The sequence below is a fragment of the Novosphingobium barchaimii LL02 genome, from assembly GCF_001046635.1.
Classification (GTDB): Bacteria; Pseudomonadota; Alphaproteobacteria; order Sphingomonadales; family Sphingomonadaceae; genus Novosphingobium; species Novosphingobium barchaimii.
Map to the genome: position 1 here is coordinate 151504 of NZ_KQ130457.1, position 15373 is coordinate 166876.

Genomic DNA, 15373 nt, shown 5'->3' on the forward strand with positions numbered 1-15373 from the left:
GGGCGGTCGAACGCGAGTCATCGCCGAGCAATCCCTCGCTCGAGCTCGCTCCCAACAAGCCCATCGGTAGGGCAGCTTGGAGTTACTGTTTTGCGGCGACGTGGCCATCCGGCGATCCCAGTAGGGATTCAAGCGAGGGCTCCCTTTCCGTTTTGAGGGTTGCGAATGCGACTGACTCGCAGTAGCGAAGCGGCGCGACGTACAAGCATGAGGGGTTAAGATGCGCATCACTTCCACGGCTCTGGCTGTTATCTTGGCATGCCAAGCAGGCAGCGCGTTGGCGCAGGCCGCTGCGGGTGCAGCGCCTGCCGACCGTGAGATTGTTGTCACTGCCACGGGCCAATCCTCGGCAACCTCCAGCACGAAGACGAGCTCACCGATCATCGAATCGCCTCAGTCTATTTCGATCGTGAGCCGTGAAGAAATGGACCTCAGGGCCTCGCCGACCATCGCAGATGCGCTGGCCTATACAGCAGGCGTTCAAGCCGAGGCCTTCGGCATAGACAGCCGCGTTGATGAGGTTTCGGTGCGCGGGTTCGGTGCCGGCGGGTTCTCATCCAACAACAATTTCGTCGATGGCCTCCGCTTGCCCTCGGGCGGCCAGTGGACCCGCCCAGGCTTCGATCCGTTCGCGCTCCAGCAGGTTGAAGTACTGAAGGGGCCGTCGGGGGCTCTCTATGGCCAGACCGCTCCGGGCGGCGTGGTCAATATCGTGAGCAAGCGCCCGACCGACACTTTCCAGGCGCAGTTTATGCTGCAGGCCATCGGCACGACCGAGCTGGCGAACTGGAACTACCAGGCCGCCGCGGACGTGTCGGGGCCCATCACCGACACGCTGTCGGCACGCGTTGTGGGGCTTGCCCGTTATGGCGATACGCAAGTCGAGGATGTGACGATCGGGCGTCAGTACATCTCTCCCAGCCTCACCTGGAGGCCGGACGAGGACACCACCTGGACGCTGCTGGGCCAGTACCAGCGCGACGAAGGCGGATCGACGTTCCAGTTCCTTCCCGCGCTAGGCTCACTGACGGCCAGCAACGGCCAGTACATCGCCAACGATGCAAACATCGGCGAACCAGACTGGAACACTTTTGACCGAAACCAGTATCTCGCCGCTAGCTTCTTGGAGCACAAGTTCGGGGACAGCGGCCTGACGGTGCGAAACAACACCCGCTACACGCATCTGGATACGCTTTATCAAGTCGTCGTCCTCTCGGGGAACACACTCACGGCGTGTCCGGCCACCATAGCAGGCTGCGTTCCCGGCCAGACCGTGGCGCGGCGCGCGGTCCAGGGCGTCGGAGAAAGCGACGGCATCGCCACCGACACCCAGCTCCAGTTCGAATTTGAAACGGGACCGGTCAAGCACACGGTGCTCGGTGGTTTCGACTACTTCCATACCGAATGGCAGCATTATCGCGACTCCGTGGCATCGGCCCTTGTGCTGCCGGTGCTCGACATCTTCGACCCCGTATCTCGAGGCTCTGCGGGCTATGCGGCCAACCTGTCGCCGCAGATCTATACCGAGACGGTTAGCCGTCAATCTGGCGCCTATCTGCAGGATCAGATTTCTCTGGGACGCCTGCGGGTCACCGTGGGCGGGCGTCAGGACTGGGCGCGCGACAAGACCACGAACCCGATCACGGGGCGTAGCTATGTCAACAAGTCCGACGCCTTCACATGGCGCGCGGGCGCGGTCTACCTCTTCGACAACGGCCTTGCGCCCTACGCAAGCTACGCCGAAAGCTTCCTGCCGCAAGTCGCGGATCCCTCCACTACCCTTGACGGAGCCGGCTTCGTACCCACCACCGGACAGCAGTACGAGGCAGGACTCCGGTATCAAAGCGGACAGAATATCTACCTGAGCCTGGGCGCCTACCAAATCACCCAGCAGAACATCGTCACGCCGGCTACGTTGGCGGACATGCCCGCAGGCAGCACTCAGGCGCTGTTCGAAGCCCAGGCATGCTATCCCAATTGCCAGGTCCAGACCGGCGAGGGCCGCATCCGCGGCATCGAGTTCGAAGGCAAGGCCTCCCTTCCCTGGGGCATGGCGGTGATCGCGACGACCACCAAGAGCTGGAGCAAGATCACCGAAACCAATACGACCGCGCAATTGGGCAACAAGCTGCCCCAGGTGCCGGATTGGATGGCCTCCCTGTTCCTTGACCAACGCATAACCGCCGGTCCGCTAAGCGGGCTCGGCCTTGGCGGCGGCGTACGCTATACCGGCAAGAGCGTCGGCGAAAGCGCCAATACGCTCGACATTCCCGACTATGCGCTGTTCGACCTGTTCGTGCGCTATGATTTCGGCAACGGCATGGTCGCCTCGGTCAATGCCCGCAACATTGCCGACAAACGCTATGTCGCGACCTGCACGGCGGTCTCGGCTTGCTACTACGGACAGGGCCGCAGTGTCACCGCACGTCTGGATATGCGTTGGTGATTAAGCTGCGGCAGCTTCTGGCGGCCTTCGTGTTGATGGGGGCGGCGCCACTTGCGGCCGATCCGTGGCAACTGGAGCGTTCCGACGTAGAAACCGTCGCCGCGCCTGACGGCCATGATTACCGCGTGATGATCGCATGGCCGCAGGGAGAACCACCGGCGAAAGGCTGGCCGGTGCTCTGGTTGCTCGATGGCGAGGACAACTTTGCCATCGCAGCGATGACGGCGCGCAGGCTCGAGCGCGCCGGTGCCCGATCAGGCATCGAACCTGGCGTGATCGTGGCGATCGAGAGCGGCGGCCTTGCGCGCCGCGTGCTGGACTATACGCCACACGTGCCTGGCTATGCGATACCCAAAGGCATGCCAGCGCATGGACTCGCGGTCGGCGGGGGCGATGCCTTCCTCGACTTCATCGACCAGCACCTGCGCCCGCAGATGGCGGAGCGATTTCGGATTGATCCACGTCGCCAGACGCTGATGGGGCACAGCTTCGGCGGCCTGCTGGCGCTCGATGCCATGTACGAAGGGCGGGCCTACTCACGCATCGTCGCGGTCAGTCCCTCACTTTGGTACGGGGATGGGGTGCTGGCGAAGGCGGAAGCGAAGGCCGCACCCCTCGCTGGTGCTGCACTGCTGCTGGCGAGTGCCCCTAACGAGCGGACGGCAGCGGGCCTGTCGGGTGCCGATGGCGAGGCACTCGTCGGCCGCTGGGGCGCCCGCGGGTTTGCCGCCCGTTACCTGCCGCTGTCAGGTCAGAACCACGGATCGACGATGATGGCGGCGATGCCGGCGGGGATCGCAGCAGCATTCGGGAAGGATGAGAGATGACGATGTTCTGGATCGGGGCGGTGCTGGTCATGGCGGGGGCCTTCCTGCTGTACCTAGCGTCACCGAACCAGTCGGTCACCGGCACCCCGCTTCCGCGCGGAGCCTGCGGCTGGGGCGGAGCTGGGGGCCTGTTGGCGGGGCAGGCGGCGCTGCTGAGCTGGGCAGGGTTGGCAACGGCGGTCTTCATTGCGCTGACCTTCGCCTGCCTGGTCTGGAGCATCGTGCCGTTGGTCTTCATGTGGCTGCGCGCGCGGAAAGAAGCCGGACGATGAATACGCAACTGACGAGCCGTCACTGGCTGGGTAAGGCCAGTGCGGGGCTGATCCTGGGCTTCACGCTGGCGCTCGGCTTCAGCGGGTTGCTCGCCTGGGCGATCGGAGTGAGCGACACCTTCTTCTCGACCAAGGGGCAGGTGACGATGTGGTCGATATCGCCGGTCTGGTGCATCGTCCTTAGCCTGTGCTTCTTATTCCGCTCGGGCCTGCGTGCATGGATCGTACTGGGCCTTGCCAACGCCGTAGTCTGGGCCGCGCTTTTCGCCACCGGTTTGCTGGGAGGAATGCCCGCATGAAGGTGCGCACCGATATCGTGCGGATGTATAAGGACATCCACGGCTGGGTCGGCATCGTTTCCGGCCTGGCGTTTTTCATCGCATTTTACGCCGGCGCCATAACCATGTTCGAAGAACCCCTCCAGCGCTGGGCTTCGCCGCCGAGCACGCTGGCAGCGCCGGTGTCGATCGAACGAACTCCCGAACTGGTGGAGGCCGTGTTGGCGGCGTACCCGGAGGCCGCCAAAGGCTATCAAGTGAATCTCGGGACCGGGCGTGAGCAGCCCGCGCGCGTCAGCTGGCAGGTCGCAGATCGAGGCGCCGACGAGCATGGCGAGCGAAAGACGTTCTACGCCGCGCTCGATGCCGATGGAAAGCTACAGGTCGAGGAGCGTGGACCCTCTCCGGTGGCGCAGTTCATCGATGTCCTGCACCAGCAGGTCGGGCTTATGCTCGATCACGAGATCGCCATGCCTGTCATGGGGGCGATCTCGCTGCTCTATGCAATCGCACTGGTTTCCGGGGTGATCGTGCTTTTGCCCAGTCTCGTGAAGGATCTCTTCGCGCTGCGCAGCGGGAAGAACGTCAAGCGTATGTGGCTGGACGTGCATAACCTGCTGGGAGTGCTCAGTCTGCCGTTCCATATCATCATGGCGCTGACCGCGGTCGTCTTCGCGTTCCACGATCAGTTTTACGACGCGCAAAGCGCGACCTTCGCGCATGCTGAGGAACGGCCAATAGTAGCAGCACCAAGGCAACCGGTGCAAACTGAACCGCTCCCGCCCGCCGTGCTCGTCCGAACGCTTGCGCGTGAAGCGCCGGGTTTCACTCCGATAGCGCTTGCTTATGGTAAGGGGCGGGACGGATCATTGGCGCTGCGTGCGATGGGGCAGGATCCGCGCTACGGCCTGCGCGCACCGACCTATACGCTGGCGATCCTGGACCCGCTGACTGGCAATGTCACGGGCGCCGACTATCTGGGCGGTAAGCAGGATGGTTGGGGTGCAACGATCACCAGCTTTTTTGCGCTGCACTTCGGCAGCTTCGGCGGGACGGGGGTACGCTGGGCTTATTTCCTGCTGGGACTGGCCGGCGCGTTCCTGTTCTACACGGGCAACCTGTTATGGGTGGAAAGCCGCCGCCGGCGTGAGCGCAAGTCTGGGGCGGTGACCCAGACCCGTTCTACGCGCATACTCGGTGCCCTTACGGTTGGCGTGCCGCTGGGGTGCATTGCGGGCATCTCGGTAACTTTGGCTGCGGCCAAACTTCTCGGCGCAGGGGCAACCGAGGGTGCACATAGCCTGATCTATCATGTGGTATTTTTGAGCTTCGTTCTTTGGGCGATAGTGCGGGGAAGTGCGCGCGGTGCAACGGAGCTGTTGCCAGCCACTGCATTGGCGATGACCTGTGTCCCGGCGATAACGATCCTGCTCTCGGCTAACCATCCTGCTGACGTTCTCCTTGTGGATTTCGTAGCCGCCGCCGCTGCCGCCATCTTGTTGGCGGCATGGTCGTCGACGCGCCGTCGCGCCGTTCTCGGGCCGACAGACAGTGTTTGGAGCGCGCGAAAGCAGGCGATGTAATCCCGCCCTCGTCAGGGACCACCATGACATATTCGAACCGGGCCTTGTATCGCCGGCCGCGCACCGAGCAGGCTGTCTTAGCCATGCTCCGTGGTGAACGAAACTCGCTGCGCGGCGCCGATCAAAACTGCGCATTCGGTCGGTTGCGTTATCTGGCTCGGCAGAGTGGGCTCGTAATATACGATGCTGATACCGGCTATCTGGGCGATGACGAGCTTACTGTGTTGTCGTGGTTGGCAATATCTCAGCGTCCAAGGACCAAGGCACTTCAGCCCGCTGATCCGGCGCTTGCTTCCGCCATCAATGACTGTGCTAGTCGGTTGATCGAAGCAGGAATGCGCCTCTATCCGATCACCATCTATCAATATCATCTGTTTAGCCGCCTGACGTGAACGAATGCACAGCTCGGGCTGGGAACGTCCAGGATCAGGGCGCTTCGCAGGTGGCAAGTCGTTTGCGTGAGACTGTGGCCAACACAAATTGCCCGGTCGGGAATTAATCAGCTTGTTCGTCGCCGCGGTTTTTCCACACCGGCGGGCTATGGCCTAGTATGCGCGCTCGGCTAGCCGGCGCCGGATTTCGTTGAGGTCGATGCCGTGACGGCCGACCTTGTAGTAGAACGTCTTGCGGGCAAGACCGAGGCTGAGCATCGCCTTGCTGATGTTGCCGCCGGCCGCACGGATCGCCGCCACCATCACGCTGCGTTCGAAGGCGTCCACCTGTTCATTCAGCGGCAAGGGGGCGCCGGCGACGGAGACTTCGTCCTCCAGCCCCAGGATCACCCGTTCGGCGAAGTGGGCCAGTTCGCGCACGTTGCCCGGCCAGTCGTGATCGACCAGGTGTCGCCAAGTCTGCTTGCCGAGCGTCGGCACGTCGCGCCGTAGCCGGGCGGCCGCCGCATCGACGAGGTGGGCGAAGATGAGCGGCACGTCCTCGCGGCGTTCGCGCAGCGGCGGTATGCGCAAGCGGATCGCGGCGAGGCGATAGAGCAGGGCGGGCTGAACCTGCGTTTCGGCGGCGTTCTCGCGGATGCAGGCGATCACCCTGAGATCGACGGGTTGCGGTTCGCGCGCGCCTTCGGGCAGCACGACCCGGTCTTCCATGAACTGCACGAGGTTGGCCTGGAGCGCGTCGCCCGCCTGGTCCACGTCGTCGAGAAACAGCGTGCCGTCATGCGCCTGCAGCAGCTTGCCGTCCACGGGGCCGTGTCCCGATCGCCCTCCGTGCAGCATGGACCCGGCAAGGGCATCGGGCACCGCGCCGCACGGGATGGTGACGAACCGCTGGCGCGATCGCAGGCTGCGCTTGTGGATCATGCGGGCGACGAGTTCCTTGCCGGTGCCGGTCTCTCCTTCGATCAGGACGTCGATGTCCGTCGCTGCCAGGCTTTCGATCGTGGCGCGCAACCGGACGATGGCGGGAAAGTTGCCGATCAGCGGCGAGGTCGGTTCGCTGACCATGCGGCGCAGCACCCGGTTTTCAAGGACCAGTGCGCGTTTTTCGCTGGCCCGGCCGATGGAGGCGACGAGGCCGTCGGGGTCGAACGGCTTGGTCAGGAAATCCCACGCGCCCGCCTTCAGTGCGTCGATCGCCATAGGCACGTCGCCATGGCCGGTGACCAGGATAACCGGAAGCTCCGCGTCGAGTGCGGTGATGGCGCGGAACAGTTCGATGCCCGACATGTGCGGCATCCGCACGTCGCTGACCACGATGCCGCGAAAGTCCGCGTCGATGGCCTTGAGCGCGTCGCGCGGGTCGTGAAACGCCATGACCTCATAGCCGGCGAGCATGAGCGTCTGGCGCATGGCGTCGCGCACGTCCGCGTCGTCGTCGATCAGGGCGATGCAGCGGATTTCGGGCAGCGGATCGATCATGGTCTGCGCAACTCCACTTCGAACAAGGCGCCGTTTTTGCTGGGAACCAGGCGCAGGGCGCCGCCCAGATCGGCCATGATGTCGCTGGCGATGACCAGGCCAAGGCCCAGCCCGGCGGGCCTGCTGGTGGCGAACGGGGTGAACAGCCGCTCGCGCATTTCGGGCGCGATGCCCGGGCCATTGTCTTGCACCTGCAGCACCACTCTGTCGTCCCGGACGTGCGCATCCAGCGCGATCGACGGGGCGGGCGTGCCTGCCAGCGCGTCAAGCGCGTTCTGGAGCAGGTTGACCAGCACTTGTTCCAGACGCACGGCATCGGCCATGACGCGCAGATCTTCGGGCATATCGGCGATGGTCAGCCTGACCCCGTCCATGCGCGAGCGCAGGATCAGCAGGCTGCCCTCCACCGGTTCGCGCAGCGCGATCGCCGATACGGCGCCGGTGGCCTTGCGCGAAAAGCCGCGCAATTCGGATGTCACCCGGCCGATCCGTTCGGTCAGCCGCTCGATCGTGGACAGGTTCTGCACGACGGAATCGACATCCCCGCGCGCGATCAACTGGCGGCTGTTGGCGGCATACGTGCGGATCGCGGCGACCGGCTGGGCGGTTTCGTGCGCGATGCCCGCGGTGATCTGCCCGAGCGAAGCCAGGCGGTTGGCCTGCCGCAGCCCTTCGCGCAAGGTATCGGCGCGCGCTTCCCCGGCAGCGCGTTCCTCCATTTCCCGGCGCAATTCGCCCGTGCGTTCGGCCACGAGGGCTTCGAGTTCGCTGGTCCGGGCCGCGGCCAGCGCGGTGCGTTCCGCGCGGCGCTGCGCCCGGTCCCGCGCGATCCAGGCAAGCGCCGCCAGAACCATAAGCGCCAGCCCCGTGGAGATGCGCGCGGTGCGCACGGCGCGGTCCACGCTGTCCGTCGAAGTCAGCAGGTTGAGCCGCCATCCCCAGCCTTCGATCGGCTCCGACGTCCACAGCAGGCGCGCGCGCGGGTTGCCGTCCACACGCACGATGCCGGTGTCCGCCCCCACGATCGGGATCGGGCGCAACGAGCCTTCGCCGGATTGAAGTTCGGCGCGGAACCGCCGTTTCGCGGCCGGCGAAAGCGGCCGCGTGGTGGTGAAACGCCACTGCGGCCTGCTGGTGATCAGGACGATGCCTTCGCGCCCGGTGACGAACGTGATCTCGCCCAGTCGCGCCCACTCGCGCTCGATCCGTTCGAACTCCAGCTTGACCACCACATACCCGTCCCCGCGCGTGCGGTGGGCAAGGTAAAGACCCGCCCGTTCGCTGACGGTGCCCAGCGCGAACTGCGTTCCGACCCCATGCACCGCAGCCGTGCGGAAGTAATTGCGAAAGGCGTAGTTCTGCCCCACGAAGCTGCGCGGAGCGGCCGCATTGCTGGAGGCGAGCGTCGTTCCGCCGGCATCCAGCAGGTAGATCTGCGCGGCTCGCGTCGTCCTGGCCAGCGTCGCCAGCTTGCGGGCCACCTGTTGCAGCGCCGGCTGCGATCCGGCCAGGCCGGCGACGATGTCGCTGTCGTCCGCCAGCGTCACCGGCAGCAGGCGGAAGCGCTCGATCTCGCTTTCGAGGTATGCTTCGCGAAGCGCGGCGGCGTTGAGCGCGTTCTGCTCCAAACGGCTGCGCTCGCTGCGCGCGGCGATCACGCCGCTGCCCCAGACGATCGCCCCCCCCAGTGCCAGCAGGGCAGCGACGCACAGCGCGCGAATCCAGGGACGAGGCAGGGCCATTACCACCCGTTAGCGGGTCCGACGAGGTGTGCCAATAGTTGCCCCATGGTATACCGATCATGTGTTGAAATTGGCACGAATGGTTTCGTCTGAAGTGGCCTCGATCCTTTCTAGTTATTGATATATAATGATTTCATACATGCAATGGGACAAATTGCATCAGCATCGCGGCTGTAGATAATGCCGCGCAAACCCACGTTTGCCGGTCGCGTGCGTCAGTGCGGCGGCTTCGGCCGGCCCGAAAGAACCGATGTCATGCCCGCCGTCCCATCCTGCGCCTGTCCGGTGACGGCAACATGAACCACCGCGATCGCGATGACATGGGCTGCGAGCCGGCGCCTGCGCACGCGCTTTGGTTCCGCCAATTGCGCCATCTTCGCCACCTGGCCGAACCTGCGTTTGTGACGGACGGCCCGCAGATGCGCACCGGCGATTTCCAGCCCCCCTGATCCGGCGCATCGCGGAATGCCCTGTCCGCCAAAGCCCAGTCCTTCGCAAATCGGAAAAAAACACATGAACGATGTATCCAAGCCGGAGCCGCGATCGCGCTCCCGGCGTGGCCTCAAGATCGCCGGGGCCGTGGTCCTGGCGCTGCTGCTCGCCTTCGTCGCATTCCTTTATCGCCCGCTCTATTTCGGACCGGCGCCCGTGGCCGATAACGAAAAGCCGGTGGACGTCGTGGTCATCGGCGGCGGCATCATGAGCGTTACCCTGGCCACCTATCTCCAGGAAATGGAGCCGGGCTGGCAGGTGCGCCTGTTCGAACGCATGGACGAGGTCGCGGGCGAAAGCTCGAACGGCTGGAACAATGCCGGTACCGGCCATTCCGGCTTTGCCGAACTCAACTACACGCCCGAGGAAAAGGACGGCTCGATCTCGACCGGCAAGGCCGTCGACATCGCCGAGCAATTCGAGGTTTCGCGCCAGTTCTGGGCTCACGAAGTCGCGCAGGGCCGCCTGCCGCAACCCTCCGCCTTCATCAACGCAACGCCGCACATGAGCTTCGTGTGGGGTGACGAGAACATCGCCTACCTGCACAAGCGCCAACTGGCGCTGGCGAGCAACCCGCTGTTCTACGGTATGCAGTATTCGCAGGACCACGACCGGATCGGGCAGTGGGCCCCGCTGGTGATGGAAGGCCGCAATGCCTCGCAGAAAGTTGCGGCGACCTACATGCCGCTGGGCACCGACGTGAACTTCGGCGTCATCACCCGCCAGTTGACCAGCGCGCTCCAGCGCAATCCCAACTTCCGCATGCAGTTGTCGCATGAAGTGCGTGGCCTGCGCCAGAACGCCGACAAGACGTGGAACGTCACCGTCCACGATCTCAGGACCAAGCAGGACACCACGGTCAAGTCGCGCTTCGTGTTCATCGGTGCGGGCGGCGCCTCGCTCAAGCTGTTGCAGCTTTCCGGGATCCCGGAAGCGAAGAACTATGCCGGTTTCCCAGTCGGCGGGCAGTTCCTGGCGTTCCAGTCCCCCGCGGTCGCCGGGCGTCACGACGTGAAGGTCTACGGCAAGGCGGAAGCCGGCTCGCCGCCAATGTCGGTGCCGCACCTCGACGCACGCAGGCTCGACGGGCATGACGTGACGCTGTTCGGTCCGTTTGCGCTGCAAAGCACCAAGTTCCTCAAGAACGGGTCGTGGACTGACCTGTTCGGCTCGGTCAACCATGACAACCTCGGCGGCATGGCGAAAGTCGGCGCGGAAAACCTCGACCTCGTGCGCTATCTCATGCAGCAGGCCATGCTGTCCGACGCGGATCGCCAGGCCGAACTGGTGAAGTATTATCCCAAGGCCCGGCGCGAGGACTGGAAGCTGGTCACCGCAGGGCAGCGCGTGCAGATCATCAAGCGCGATCCCAAGAAGGGCACCGTCCTGCAGTTCGGAACCGAGATCGTCACCGACAAGGACGGCACCATCGCCGCGCTGCTCGGTGCGTCGCCGGGCGCATCGACGTCGCCGGGGATCATGATCGCGGTCCTGGAAAAAGCCTTCCCGGACCAGATGAAGGGCGCATGGGGAGCGCGCATTCGCCAGATTGTCCCGTCCTACGGAATGAAACTGAACGAAAGCGCGGAACTGACCAACCGTATCCGCCGGATGACCAGCAAGGCCCTGAACCTTCCGTACATCGAAGTTCCGGCCGGGCTCTCGAAGGCGGCACCGTCCGCACCGACGCCTAGGCAGGAAGATCGAAACCTCAATCGCGAGCAGCAGGCTCTGTGAATGGATGGATCGCCGGGCGGCAAGCCACTCGGCGATTTGTTCGGGTACCAGCAACTGGTCATGGCTACATTCCTTCCCGTTGGGAAAGCTGTGCGCGCAACTGGGTAATCTCGTCCAGCAGTGGCCGGGTGATCTGTGTAATTTGCTGTTCGTTGAAGAGAGCCGGGATGTGCTGGGGGCAGTTCCAGTCGAACCCGATGATGTCGATCACGAAGGCCCGATCCAGCTCGGCATCGTAACCCGGAGCCACCAGCGCTGCGATATCGTCCGGGTCGTCGCTAGTGTGCGCGTGGCCGATCATCTTGAGCCGGCGCGGAGGAAAAAGGCTGTGATCGCAACAAGTAGCGTTGGCCGGTAAGCTCGCCGACGGGTTGGGTTCACGGATAGCGGCAACACATGGAGTATCACGCTACGTTGATCGTGGCGCTGGGCAAGTGATCACCAGGGCCGTGCTCAACAAACGATGGCAGGGACGCTTGGCCGGATACAACTGCAGTTCTCGATCCCAATCGAGGCGGATGCGGGCCGGTAAACGATATCGTTCTGGCCACCACCCGGCAGAGACGCCAACCGGTGGCCGATCCTGAGGACGCGATAGCGAGGTTGCCAAAGGACTGAGCAATGGCTTGGCCAGTGAGAGCCCGGTTGCGCTCAGCCGCCGATCGCGTCACGGTCGGGGCGAAGGTCAGTCCCGGGCGGCGAAGACTGGCGGGCGCTTCTCGAAGAACGCGGCGAACGCTTCCTGGGCTTCTGGCGATTGCATCGCGTCGCGGAACAGGGCGGCCTCTTCTTCAATGCGAGCGGCGATTGCCGTTGGATCGCCTTTCATCAGGCGGCGGGTTGCCAGTAATGCCTCCGGGGGCTTGGCGGTTAAAGCTCGTGCTTTGCTACGTGCGTGGTCGAGCAGACCATCTTTCGCTACGATGCCGGTGATCAGGCCGGCCTGATCTGCGCCGTGGGCATCCAGCGCCTCGCCGAGCAGCAGCATTGCTGCCGCCTTGGCATAGCCGATGGTTGCCGGTGCCAGCAGGCTCGACGCTGCTTCGGGAACGATCCCAAGGTTGACGAAAGGCATGATGAACTGTGCGTCCGGCGCTGCATAGATGAGGTCGCAGTGGAACAGCAAGGTCGTGCCTACGCCCACCGCGAGACCTTGCACGGCCGCAACGATAGGCTTTGGGAAGGCGGCGATGGCCCGGATGAACTCGAACGCGGCTATACCCCCGTCCGGACCGGAGATGAAATCGGCCAGGTCGTTGCCGGCACAGAAGGCGCCGCCCGCCCCATGAACGAGAACCGCCCCGATTTCGCGGCGCTGCGAGGCATCACCGAGGGCGTTCGTCATGGAGCGGTACATCTCGCCGGTCAGCGCATTCTTCTTTTCAGGCCGAGCGATCTCGATCTCCAAGACATGGTTGTCTTCGGTTATCCTGATGGACTCGATCATGCGCGGTTCTCTTCCTTACAACTTCTCGTGGTTCTCGCCCCATACAGATATCGTGCGCGTATCGCACCTCCTACCGTCGGCCTGTGCTGACGGCATGCGCAAGTCAGTCGGTCTTGGATTTGACGAGAACCGGCGCAGCGCTGTTATCTCGAACCGAAGGCATAACGAAGTGTCACGCCGATCTCCCGCGGGAGTGTCGTACGCACGACGTCGTATCCGGCTGGCGCTGCGAAGTTGGTGTATATGCTGTTGATCGTCGCGACCCGCGACAGCTCGTTCTTTTTATCGAAAACATTCTTGGCGTAAACGCCCAGGTCCCAGACCCCGGCATTGCCGGTCAGGCCTGCAAACAGGTCGACGATGGCGAAAGACGGTGTCGACCTGAATTCGGTCCCCGACTTGAAATTGCCGAAATTGGGGTTCTTACCCTTGAAGTTTACATTGAACCGGAAATACCCCGCCAGCGCGTCGGTGAACGGCATTTCGTAGCCGCCATTGACCGTGGCCTGGAATGGTGGCTGGGTGTTGAGCACCTGGCCTTTCGTCGAAGGGCACAGGTTGATCGGGTTTTCCGGGCCGACCGGCCCCGCTCCTTCGCAGCCGCCGGGATTGGCGGGGATCAGGCCGCCTTTCGACTTGATCTTGGAATAGCTGGCATTCACGCCCAGCGTCAGATTGTCGATCGGGCGGGCCGAGATTTCCACTTCGAAGCCGCGCACCCGGGCGTCCACGTTGCGATAGAAGGCATAGCTGGTCTGGCTCGTCTGCAAGGTGGAGGTGTTGTAGTAGCTCACACCCTCGAACGTGGTGAGCTGGTTTCCGTAGTCGATCTGGAAAACGTCGGCATTCACGGTCAGGTGCCTGCCGAAACTGGACTTGACGCCGATCTCGTAGGATTTCGCCTTTTCCGGCGCAGGGGTCACAAGGTCTTCGGGAAGGCCGGGGTTGTTGATCGCCGGCAGGCCGGTCCTGAACGAACTGCCCGTCGTGGCGTAGACCAGGAGGTCATCCGTGATCTTGTGGGAGAACGAGAAATTGTACAGCGCTGCGGTATACCGGTCGTTGTTGTTCTGAACCGCATTGCCGATCCCTGCCGGCAAGCCGACCTCGCACACCACGCCGGCGGTATAGACCGGGCTGGCGATCGCACCTGGCACCGCGAACGGGCAGAATGCCGTTGAAGGCAGCGCCGGGTTCGAGAAGGCGTTGAAGGCTGCGTCGGTCTGGATATCGAGGTCCGTCTGCACCCGATCGCGGACGATGGCGAGGCCGCCGCTCAGTTCGGTGCGATCACCGATGTGAAGCCGCACGTTGCCATAGAAACTATCGAAGACCTGCTCGAGGTGGATGGTCGTAAGGCTGTTGAGGACATAACGCGGATTGGGCGTGACCAAATCGCCGGGTGCGGCGGTCGCAGGGCTTCCGAAGGCTCCGGAAAGATAGGTCGGCGCATCGAAGTACTGGATTCCGTTGCTGTGCTTGGAGAACCAGCCGATGTCATAGTCGAACGGACGATCGGGATCGGCCAGCGAAGACAGGCGAATTTCGCGCGTCTCGAACTTGGGAATACCCACGTTCCCGAAAGTGGCGGGCTTTTCGAAACCCGGCACGATGTTGAGGTAGTCGTAAGTGTTGAACTGCTGGCCGCTCCGGTTGAACTGACGTCCGTAGTTCACGCTGATGTTGTGACCGAAGACTTCCCAATTGGCGTTGACGGTCAGAAGATCGATATGCTGCGGCGATAGGTCGGGAAGGTCCTGTACCGCCCGCCGATCGCCGGGTGTCAGTTCCGGCCCGTTGTAGTTCGCCGGGATGGCAGGCAGTGCCCCCGGAAATCCCGCGAACCCTGGGCTGCCGGGGCCGGCGACCTGGGTGAAGGTGCGCGTATAGGATTTACGGCGCTGGTACATTGCCTGGATCGACAGGGTATCGGTCGGCTTGAACAGCAACGACGCGCGATAGGTGCGGTCCTTGAACTTCGGTTTGATCGCACTGTTCACGCTGGTGATGCGGTTGGCGCGGCTGTCTTCGATGTTGGCGGCCAGCCGCACGGCCAGCACTCCGTCGATGATGGGTACGTTGACGGCACCCTGCACGTCGGAATGCCTGCCCGAACCGTAGAGCCCCTGGACGTAGCCGCCGAACTGATCGACGTCGGGCTTGCGCGTCGCGATGGTCACCGCGCCGGAAATCGAAGGCGCACCGCGCGTCGTGCCTTGCGGCCCGCGCAGGACTTCGATCTGGCCCACATCGAACAGCGACACGATTGTATTGCCCGGATCGAACGGGACTTCATTGAAGTAGATCGGAGTCGCCGGCGTTCCCGATGCCGGCTGCCAAGTCACACCGCGCAGCGTGACCGACGTCGTGGTTCCGCCGTTCACCAAGGTAAGCCCGGGTGCCAGCTTTGACACTTCCTCGACAGAAGTGATCGCCAGTTTCTGTAACCGGTCGCCGGTCACGACCTGGACGCTGACTGGAATGTCCTGGAGCACTTCGGATTCGCGACGCGCGGTGACCACGATATCGTCGATGCTCGACGATGCTGCTTGAGGGGTGGCCGGCGGTGCGGTTTGCGCCGTTGCGAGCGCAGGCAGGGCGCTGGTCAAGGCCGATGTCAGAAACAGCGAATACAGTGTCTTCTTATGATCCAAGGCCCGTCTCCCAACAGTCGC

13 protein-coding genes are annotated in these 15373 nt (G+C 63.6%); 7 read left to right on the forward strand and 6 right to left on the reverse strand.

The annotated features are described in order from the left end of the window. Positions 1 to 409: 409 nt before the first annotated feature. Genes V474_RS19595 through V474_RS25745 form a run of 6 tightly spaced genes read left to right on the forward strand, consistent with a single transcriptional unit; the run spans position 410 to position 5798 of the window. Entirely contained in the window at positions 410 to 2446 is a 2037-nt protein-coding gene (locus tag V474_RS19595) for a TonB-dependent siderophore receptor (RefSeq protein ID WP_236711349.1), read from the forward strand. Continuing rightward, complete coding sequence (locus V474_RS19600; RefSeq protein WP_059153095.1) at positions 2443 to 3273, forward strand: alpha/beta hydrolase; 831 nt, start codon at positions 2443 to 2445, stop codon at positions 3271 to 3273. Before V474_RS19595 ends, V474_RS19600 begins: the two co-directional genes overlap by 4 nt. Beyond that, complete coding sequence (locus V474_RS19605) at positions 3270 to 3545, forward strand: hypothetical protein (RefSeq protein WP_148649478.1); 276 nt, start codon at positions 3270 to 3272, stop codon at positions 3543 to 3545. The genes V474_RS19600 and V474_RS19605 overlap by 4 nt, the downstream gene beginning before the upstream one ends. Next, the gene (locus tag V474_RS19610; RefSeq protein WP_059153097.1) at positions 3542 to 3844 is read left to right on the forward strand and encodes a hypothetical protein; all 303 of its coding nucleotides are present in this window, start codon (positions 3542 to 3544) and stop codon (positions 3842 to 3844) included. Before V474_RS19605 ends, V474_RS19610 begins: the two co-directional genes overlap by 4 nt. Beyond that, positions 3841 to 5406, forward strand: a complete 1566-nt coding sequence (locus tag V474_RS19615) for a PepSY-associated TM helix domain-containing protein (RefSeq protein ID WP_059153098.1) — start codon at positions 3841 to 3843, stop codon at positions 5404 to 5406. The genes V474_RS19610 and V474_RS19615 overlap by 4 nt, the downstream gene beginning before the upstream one ends. Positions 5407 to 5429: 23 nt before the next feature. Further along, on the forward strand, positions 5430 to 5798 hold the full coding sequence (locus V474_RS25745; RefSeq protein WP_148649479.1) for a hypothetical protein: 369 nt from the start codon (positions 5430 to 5432) through the stop codon (positions 5796 to 5798). A 153-nt stretch (positions 5799 to 5951) separates the two neighbouring features. Here the strand turns inward: V474_RS25745 and V474_RS19620 are convergent, their stop codons facing one another. The 3 genes from V474_RS19620 to V474_RS26300 form a co-directional block, all read right to left on the reverse strand. Continuing rightward, positions 5952 to 7280, reverse strand: a complete 1329-nt coding sequence (locus V474_RS19620) for a sigma-54-dependent transcriptional regulator (protein ID WP_059153099.1) — start codon at positions 7278 to 7280, stop codon at positions 5952 to 5954. Then, entirely contained in the window at positions 7277 to 9022 is a 1746-nt protein-coding gene (locus tag V474_RS19625) for a sensor histidine kinase (protein ID WP_059153100.1), read from the reverse strand. Before V474_RS19625 ends, V474_RS19620 begins: the two co-directional genes overlap by 4 nt. A 215-nt stretch (positions 9023 to 9237) precedes the next feature. Further along, positions 9238 to 9405 carry a hypothetical protein gene (locus tag V474_RS26300; protein ID WP_169795101.1) on the reverse strand — a complete coding sequence of 56 codons (168 nt, stop codon included), beginning with the start codon at positions 9403 to 9405 and terminating at the stop codon, positions 9238 to 9240. A 130-nt stretch (positions 9406 to 9535) separates the two neighbouring features. On the opposite strand from V474_RS26300, the gene mqo reads away from it, so the two are divergent. Further along, complete coding sequence (mqo, locus tag V474_RS19635) at positions 9536 to 11251, forward strand: malate dehydrogenase (quinone) (RefSeq protein WP_059153102.1); 1716 nt, start codon at positions 9536 to 9538, stop codon at positions 11249 to 11251. 64 nt (positions 11252 to 11315) lie between these two features. Here mqo and V474_RS19640 read toward each other — a convergent pair whose 3' ends face one another. The 3 genes from V474_RS19640 to V474_RS19650 form a co-directional block, all read right to left on the reverse strand. After that, positions 11316 to 11552, reverse strand: coding sequence for a hypothetical protein (locus V474_RS19640; protein WP_059153103.1), 237 nt, complete (start codon positions 11550 to 11552; stop codon positions 11316 to 11318). A 384-nt stretch (positions 11553 to 11936) separates the two neighbouring features. After that, positions 11937 to 12698: an enoyl-CoA hydratase gene (locus V474_RS19645; protein WP_059153104.1), complete on the reverse strand. Its 762-nt coding sequence runs from the start codon at positions 12696 to 12698 to the stop codon at positions 11937 to 11939. Between the two features lie 143 nt (positions 12699 to 12841). Next, entirely contained in the window at positions 12842 to 15352 is a 2511-nt protein-coding gene (locus V474_RS19650) for a TonB-dependent receptor (RefSeq protein WP_059153105.1), read from the reverse strand. Positions 15353 to 15373: the final 21 nt, after the last annotated feature.

What these genes read in the sequence shown, in the direction of transcription:
- V474_RS19645 (WP_059153104.1), bottom strand. Translation starts at nt 12,698, where the DNA reads ATGATCGAGTCCATCAGGATAACCGAAGACAACCATGTCTTGGAGATC.
- V474_RS19625 (WP_059153100.1), bottom strand. Translation starts at nt 9,022, where the DNA reads ATGGCCCTGCCTCGTCCCTGGATTCGCGCGCTGTGCGTCGCTGCCCTG.
- V474_RS19615 (WP_059153098.1), top strand. Translation starts at nt 3,841, where the DNA reads ATGAAGGTGCGCACCGATATCGTGCGGATGTATAAGGACATCCACGGC.
- mqo (WP_059153102.1), top strand. Translation starts at nt 9,536, where the DNA reads ATGAACGATGTATCCAAGCCGGAGCCGCGATCGCGCTCCCGGCGTGGC.
- V474_RS19605 (WP_148649478.1), top strand. Translation starts at nt 3,270, where the DNA reads ATGACGATGTTCTGGATCGGGGCGGTGCTGGTCATGGCGGGGGCCTTC.
- V474_RS25745 (WP_148649479.1), top strand. Translation starts at nt 5,430, where the DNA reads ATGACATATTCGAACCGGGCCTTGTATCGCCGGCCGCGCACCGAGCAG.
- V474_RS19620 (WP_059153099.1), bottom strand. Translation starts at nt 7,280, where the DNA reads ATGATCGATCCGCTGCCCGAAATCCGCTGCATCGCCCTGATCGACGAC.
- V474_RS19640 (WP_059153103.1), bottom strand. Translation starts at nt 11,552, where the DNA reads ATGATCGGCCACGCGCACACTAGCGACGACCCGGACGATATCGCAGCG.
- V474_RS19610 (WP_059153097.1), top strand. Translation starts at nt 3,542, where the DNA reads ATGAATACGCAACTGACGAGCCGTCACTGGCTGGGTAAGGCCAGTGCG.